Annotated in this window: 6 protein-coding genes; 1 reads left to right on the top strand and 5 read right to left on the bottom strand. The window is 50.6% G+C overall.

The features are described from left to right. Window positions 1-14: 14 nt before the first annotated feature. The 5 genes from mmsB to DFQ01_RS26540 form a co-directional block, all read right to left on the bottom strand. Entirely contained in the window at window positions 15-1,175 is a 1,161-nt protein-coding gene (gene mmsB, locus DFQ01_RS26520; RefSeq protein WP_110046952.1) for a multiple monosaccharide ABC transporter permease, read from the bottom strand. Between the two features lie 6 nt (window positions 1,176-1,181). Then, entirely contained in the window at window positions 1,182-2,711 is a 1,530-nt protein-coding gene (gene mmsA, locus DFQ01_RS26525) for a multiple monosaccharide ABC transporter ATP-binding protein (protein ID WP_110046953.1), read from the bottom strand. A 131-nt stretch (window positions 2,712-2,842) separates the two neighbouring features. After that, window positions 2,843-3,919, bottom strand: a complete 1,077-nt coding sequence (gene chvE, locus DFQ01_RS26530; RefSeq protein ID WP_110046954.1) for a multiple monosaccharide ABC transporter substrate-binding protein — start codon at window positions 3,917-3,919, stop codon at window positions 2,843-2,845. A 399-nt stretch (window positions 3,920-4,318) separates the two neighbouring features. Beyond that, window positions 4,319-4,867 (bottom strand): LysE family transporter, encoded by a 549-nt coding sequence (locus DFQ01_RS26535; RefSeq protein ID WP_110046955.1) that lies wholly within the window; start codon window positions 4,865-4,867, stop codon window positions 4,319-4,321. 152 nt (window positions 4,868-5,019) lie between these two features. After that, a complete protein-coding gene (locus DFQ01_RS26540; RefSeq protein ID WP_110046956.1) occupies window positions 5,020-5,700 on the bottom strand; it encodes a TetR/AcrR family transcriptional regulator in 681 nt (226 codons plus the stop codon). 124 nt (window positions 5,701-5,824) lie between these two features. Between DFQ01_RS26540 and DFQ01_RS26545 the strand changes: the two genes are divergently transcribed. After that, entirely contained in the window at window positions 5,825-7,351 is a 1,527-nt protein-coding gene (locus DFQ01_RS26545; protein ID WP_110046957.1) for an MDR family MFS transporter, read from the top strand. Window positions 7,352-7,739: the final 388 nt, after the last annotated feature.

The raw sequence follows: 7,739 nt of genomic DNA on the forward strand, positions 1-7,739 counted from the left end.
ATCATGCATACGAATTAGGAAGACTTGTTCTTGTTGTAGATATCGAATCCAACAGCGGCGAGCAATACGAGACCTTTGATGCCCTGCTGCCAGTCAATGCCAAGACCGATAAGCGACATACCGTTGTTCATGACACCCATCACGAGGCCACCGATGATAGCGCCGATAACCGTACCGATACCACCTGATGCCGATGCGCCGCCGATGAAGCTTGCTGCGATCGCGTCAAGCTCGAAGTTCGTGCCTGCTTTTGGCGTAGCCGCATTCAGACGTGCTGCGAAGATGAGGCCGGATAATGCTGCCATAACGCCCATGTTGACGAATACCCAGAACGTTACCTTTTTCGTTTTAACGCCAGACAGACTTGCTGCCTTCTCATTGCCGCCGAGTGCGTAGATATGGCGACCCATGATGGAACGGTTCATAACGAACGAGTAGATGACGACAAGTGCGAACAAAATAATGAGAATGTTCGGGATGCCTTTATACGATGCAAGAACATACATGAACAGGTTGATGACGGCAACGATTACGACCATCTTCACGATAAAGCCCTTGCCGGACGTTGGCTCGAAGCCGTAACGCTTCTGCAGCCTGCGGTTGTACACCTCGATACCAATATAAACCAGAGACAGGACGATACCTATTATAATAGTAAGGAAATTTAGCGAACCGACCGTAAAGTCCGGCAGGAAGCCCGAGCTGATCTTCTGGAATGCCTTCGGAAACGGAGCGATCGATTTGCCGTCCAGTACGATCATCGTTAGTCCACGGAACAGGAGCATCCCCGCTAGCGTTACGATAAATGACGGTATTTTCACATAAGCGACCCAGAAGCCCTGCCATGCACCGACGAGCGCGCCGAGCACGAGCGAAACAATAATCGCTAGGTAGAATGGCATGTTCATATTGACCATCATAATACCGGCTAGTGCGCCTATAAAGGCGGCAACGGAGCCGACGGATAGATCGATGTGACCGGTAATGATGACCAGCACCATACCGATGGCGAGCACGAGAATGTAGCTATTTTGCAAAATCAAGTTCGTGACGTTCAGCGGCTTAAGCAAAATGCCGTCGGTCAAAATTTGGAACAATATCGTAATAAAGACGAGTGCAACAATCATGCCATATTGGCGGATATTGTTCTTGAATACGTTGCGAAGCATATCCATGCTGTATTACCCCCTGCTCTTCGTCATCAGCTTCATCAGCTTCTCTTGCGTCGCTTCCTCACGGTCAACCTCGCCCGTTATACGCCCTTCGTTCATGACGTAGATCCGGTCGCACATGCCGAGAATTTCGGGAAGCTCGGAGGAAATAACGAGAACGCCTTTTCCTTCCGCAGCCAGCTGGTTGATGATCGTATAAATTTCGTATTTGGCGCCAACGTCAATACCACGCGTTGGTTCATCGAGAATGAGAATGTCTGGCTCGGACAAAATCCACTTGCTGAGTACAACCTTCTGCTGGTTACCGCCGCTTAAGTTGCCGGTCTTCTGGTGAATGCCGCTCGACTTGATGTTCATTTTCTTACGGAAATCTTCTGCGATAATGACCTCTCGGTTCTGGTTCACAACGCCGCGCTTCGACAGCTTCGGCAGACTCGTCAGCGAGATGTTGCGCTTAATATCGTCGATGAGGACGAGCCCGTAATGTTTGCGGTCCTCGGTTACATAAGCAAGACCTTTATTAATCGCATCACTGACGGATTTGAATTTGATTTCCTTGCCGTTCTTGAACACAGTACCGCTGATCTTCTTGCCGTACGCGCCCCCGAACAAGCTCATCGCCAGCTCCGTGCGACCTGCTCCCATCAGACCTGCAATGCCAACCACTTCACCTTTGCGAATATGGAAGCTGACATTGTCGATGACCTTCTGACTCTCGCGCTGCGGATGGTAAACGTTCCAATTCTGAACGTCGAGAATGGTCTCGCCGATGTTCGATTCCCGTTCTGGGAACCGCTGCGTCAGATCGCGACCGACCATGCCTTTAATAATCCGGTCTTCATCGACGCCGTCCCGCTTCTTGTCCAACGTCTCGATCGTTTTGCCGTCACGAAGGATCGTGATGGAATCCGCTACCCGCTCGATTTCGTTGAGCTTATGCGAGATGATGATGCAGGAGATGCCCTGCTTCTTCAGCTCAAGCATGAGCGTCAGCAGATTCGCGCTGTCGTCCTCGTTCAGCGCAGCAGTCGGTTCGTCCAGAATGAGCAGCTTTACGCGCTTGGCCAGCGCCTTGGCGATCTCTGCAAGCTGCTGCTTGCCGACACCAATATCTTTGATGAGCGTGTTCGGCGATTCATACAACCCTACTCGCTGCAGCAGTTCTCTTGTGCGCAGCGTCGTTTCGTGCCAGTTAATGATGCCGCCGCGGGAACGCTCGTTGCCGAGGAAAATATTTTCCGCAATCGACAAGTACGGAATGAGCGCAAGCTCCTGGTGAATAATAACGATGCCGAGCTCTTCGCTTTCCTTAATATTGCGGAACTCGCATACCTTGTCTTTGAACAAAATATCGCCCGTATACGAGCCGTGTGCATATACGCCGCTCAACACCTTCATCAGTGTCGACTTCCCTGCTCCGTTCTCGCCGCACAGCGCGTGGATCTCGCCTTCCTTGACCTTCAGGTTAACGTCCTCCAGCGCCTTCACGCCCGGGAACGTCTTCGTGATGCCGCGCATTTCCAAGATGTATTGGGACATGTTCGCACCTTCTTTCTAATAAACCGAACTGCTTAGAAGAGAGCGCTGCTGCAGCGTTTGCCTTGATTGCAATTGTACATGTGCATGTGCATGCGCATGGCTCTCTTCATCAGCCGTTTGGTGTTTAATGATTATTTGGACAGTTGATCTTCTGTGTAGAAGCCGCTGTCAACGAGTGCTTGCTTGTAGTTCGCTGCATCTACCGATACTGGCTCAAGCAGGAACGAAGGAACAACCTTCACGCCGTTGTCATACGTTTTCTCGTCGTTTACTTCAACTTTTTCGCCTTTAACGACTGCGTCTGCCATTTGAGCGGCTTTCTTCGCCAGCTCACGCGTATCTTTGAATACCGTTTGCGTTTGCTCGCCTGCAATGATCGATTTCACCGAAGCCAGCTCCGCGTCTTGACCGGTTACGATTGGCAGTGGTTTGCTCGCCGAGCCGTAGCCTACGCCTTTGAGCGAGGACAGAATGCCGATGCTGATGCCGTCGTATGGCGACAGTACTGCGTCTACGTTTGCATTTGCATAGTTCGCGCTAAGCAAGTTGTCCATACGGGATTGTGCCGTTGCGCCATCCCAACGAAGCGTTGCAACTTGTTCCATTTTCGTCTGGCCGGATTTCACAACCAGCTTGCCGGAATCGATGTACGGCTGAAGTACCGACATTGCACCATCGAAGAAGAAGTAAGCGTTGTTATCATCAGGCGAACCTGCGAACAGCTCGATGTTGAAAGGACCTTTGCCGTCTTTCAGGCCAAGCTTCTCTTCGATGTAGGAAGCTTGCAGTACGCCTACTTTGAAGTTATCGAATGTTGCGTAGTACGTGATATTGTCCGTTTTCTTGATGAGACGGTCGTACGAAATAACTGGGATGTTCGCATCAGCTGCTTTCTGCAGCACGTCCGTCAGCGATTCGCCGTCGATCGGCGCAACTACGAGCGCTTTAACGCCTTTCGTAATCATGTTCTCGATCTGCGATACTTGGTTCTCTACAACGTCTTCTGCATACTGCAGGTCTGCGCCATAACCAAGCTTCTCAAGCTCAGCTTTCATGCTTGCGCCGTCATTCACCCAGCGCTCAGACGATTTCGTTGGCATCGATACGCCAACCGTACCGTTCTCGCCATCCGAGCTTCCGCTCTTGCCGCATGCAGCCAGCATAAATACCATGGAGAGCGCCATTACTACTATCAACATCTTTTTCATTCGTCGTTTCCCCCTCGACCTCTATGAAATTAGTTCGTTTGATTGGCCCGTATCAACGGGTGCATACGCAGTATATCAAGCAGGTCCATGAACGGTATTTACAATAAATCAGCACTTTTTATAAAAAACGAACTTACATATAAAACGCTTACATAAAAACTTAAATATAGCTTCGCATTCAATCGCACTACGCAAGCGAATGTTCTTCCGATCGCTGTTGTCCCCAGATTGTTTGATTATATAAATTCTCTATCGGTAACAATCCGGTTGACAAAGGCGACCACGTCGTTTCTCCAGAATCATTCGCTTGCTACGTTACTTGCTATACTGCTATTTAGGAGGGGAATAAAAAAACCGTCCTCGGATATGGGACGGTCACAGAATGAAAGATCGCTCTCGCTAGCTTATTAAACTGATTAATGCGTTTGCACCAAACGCAAGGATGATCAGACCCGAAAGCCGGTTGATCCAGGTTAGGGACTTGGCGTTGAGATGCTTATTGAACAGCCCGACCAGCGAGCTGAGCATGATCCACCAAAGTGCGGAGCCTGTGAACACGCCGAGTACAAGTGTCATTGCTGAAGCTGAGCTTGTTTGGGTAAGACCTAATCCTGAGAAGATACCGATAAAGGACAGGATCGTAATGGGGTTTGTTAAAGTAAGAAGAAAGACTGAAGAGTACGCAGTGAAAAGCTGTCGGCCTTGGGCGCTCGCTGGATTATGTACGGCAACGGATGTACAGGTTCTAACGCCAAGGTAGCAAAGGAACAACCCGCCCGCTAGATGGAGCCAGAACTGCAGCCCAAGCAGGACGTTCATAATGATCGATAAACCAAGCCCGGCAATAAGTCCATACACCGCATCTGCACTCGCCGCACCTAATCCCGAGAGCAGTCCATAGACGCATCCCTGCGTTAATGTTCGCCGAATCACCAATACCGCGAACATGCGCGATTAGTTAAGCCCTTGCTGCAAAAAAACGTTGATACCCGAATAAACGTCAAGCCCAGCACAACTGTCCAGAACGGTGGGAATGGAACGCACTCATTATGTTACGAAGAAACCGCCCATCCGTTAACGGCTGAGCGGTTTTGTATATTTTACTTCTCATGCTCTTTGATTACCTGCTCGATCCCGAGCAGAATGAGCTGCAAGCCGAACTCAAACGCCTTATCGGTCCCCATCAGTTCGTACAGCTCGCCCTTGTACATCCTCCTGAACAGCCCGGCATCCGCTTCGCTCATGGAGTCCAGAAGTTTGACCATCTCTTCAATAGGCAACTCCCCCTTTTCCTTAAGCATAGCGGAGACATTGCGCCGGTCTTGATACTCGTCCAGAACAAATCCTAGAACATAATTGGTCAAAGTAAGAACCATTTGCAGTTTCTGCTCTTCCTCAAGTGGCGTCGATTCTACACAAAGCAGCATCCGGTTCGTGAAGCGGATAATGCCCGGCTCAAGAGGAAGCGTCAGCATCATAAGCTGTGTGGAGCAGGGGTACCGTTGGAGAAGATTCCTTAAGTTTATGGCAAAAGCCGCCAACTGCGCCTTCCAGTCCCCTTCTGTCTGAAACTCTTCCAAGAAAAGGATCGATACCTGATTGGTTAGTCGCTGATAGAGCTCCTGCTTGCTCTTGAAATACCAGTACAGAGACGGAGCCTGAATTCCGAGCCGGTCGGCTAATCGTCTCATGCTGAATTTCTCGATGCCGTCCTCCCCCAGAAGCTCCCACGAGGCTTCCAAAATTTTATCCTCCGAAATCTGAGGCTGCTGCTTTTTCATCGGTATCCGCCCTTTTATCTAACAGTGTAAGTTTTCGCTTTACAGGTTCATACGTTCATGATAACATCTAACACTGTAAGGTTCAAACTAACACTGTTAGACACTCATAACGGAGGGATTCCTCATGAAGCACACCAACAAGATTTTAGTCTTAATCGCTCTCATGATTGGTATGGTCTTTGCCGAGCTGGATGAGACAGTCATCTCGACGGCTATGCCCACCATTATCCGAGAGCTGCACGACATGACGCTGTACGGCTGGGTAGCCGGCATTTATATGCTGACGATGACCGCCTGCATGCCTATCATGGGTAAGCTGTCCGATATTTTCGGACGCAAACGTCTTTATCAGATCAGTATTGCTCTGTTTATTGTCGGCTCCCTTGTGAGCGGCTTCGCCCCTACGATGGAGCTCTTGCTTGTAGGCCGAGGCATTCAAGGAGTCGGGGCAGGCGGGCTGATGCCGCTGGCCATGGTAATATTCGCAGAAACCTTTACCTTGGAGCAGCGCGTCAAGCTGCAAGGGCTGTTCGGCATCATGATGATATTGCCTCAGCTGGTTGGTCCAATGGTCGGCGGCTTTGTGGTCGACCATATTAGCTGGCACTGGGTGTTCCTTATCAATCTTCCTGTCAGCATATTGGCTGCTCTTCTCATGTTCCTCGGGCTGCATGAGGAGAAACGACGGGAATCGCATTCAATCGATTATGCCGGAGCACTGACTCTGATGGGCTCTATTCTATCCCTGCTGCTGGCTCCTGTATTGATCGAAAACAAAGGCCTAGCCTGGACCTCTCCGCTGATTCTCGCGCTGATCGGAGCTTCCGCTGTCCTGCTGGTATTGTTCATACTCGTCGAACGCCGCGCCGCAGAACCTATCATTCCTCTGCGTCTCTTACGGAATCGCAACATCGTCGCTATGGCCCTTCTGATGTTCACGGTGATGTGCGGCATAATGGGAGCAGCGTCTTCCTTCCCGTATTATGCCCAGATCGCTATGGGCTTCTCGGCAACGGTATCCGGTTACTTCACGCTGATGGCCATGGTTGGCGCCATCCCGATCAGCATCGCGTGCGGCTTCCTCATTACCCGCATGCCCTATCGTACGTTGTTCATCGTTTCATTCCTGTTCCCGGTTGCGGGACTCCTGCTGGCCCTGCAGATTCAACCGGACCAAGGCTTCCTTTATCCGGCCCTATGCTTCTTCATCATGGGCATCGGCACAGGAACGCTGATGGCCGGGGATACGCTGCTCATTCAGGAATCCGCGGAGGAAGCAGACCGCGGCGTCGCCCAATCCACCGTACAGCTCTTTCAAACGATGGGCGCCAGCATCGGCATGAGCGCCTTCGGAAGCATCCTCGCCGGGCGACTAAAGAGCGGCATCGCCGCAATTCCCGGCGACAACACCACATTCAATCTCAATGACCTGAATCTGTCTAACTTAGCGCCTGAACTAAGAGATAAGGTAACTGCCGTCCTGACGAACGCCTTCCATCATCAGTTCGGACTAGCTCTTGTCTTCGCCGTCGCCGCCGTCGTCATCTGCTTCTTCTTCGGCAAAGGCATTCTTGGCAAGGAATCTCAGTCTGATCCAAACGAGGTCCCAACCAACGAGTCTACACCGGCAGCCAGCTCACATGGCGCCTAACCCCAATCACCCAACAAACCCGCCTTCCTACGAAGGCGGGTTTGTCGCTGTGTAGATGCAAATATTCTCTTAATGATTATCAACAATAAAAGCAATCGGTATTGAACAAGAAAAAACAAATCCGAGTTCCTAAAGAATGAGGAAGTACTCTCTAAACATAATTCAGTTCGCTGTTCTATAAACAGCGAACTCCCCCAAACCTCTCCCCTCCGCGGAGCGGAGTACTGTCTGCACCTGCACCCAAGTTTGCGAGGGAACGGAGCAGGTGAAAGATTCTGTAGAAGCGTCAGCGTTCGCCTCCCTCCTTAAGATTCAGTTTTCTTGCTCAAGCTCGCTAATTCGCAGGATTTCATCCATGAAAGAATACGAATGAGGAGATGAAGGTGGT

It is taken from the genome of Paenibacillus cellulosilyticus (genome assembly GCF_003182255.1).
Taxonomy (GTDB): domain Bacteria; phylum Bacillota; class Bacilli; order Paenibacillales; family Paenibacillaceae; genus Paenibacillus_T; species Paenibacillus_T cellulosilyticus.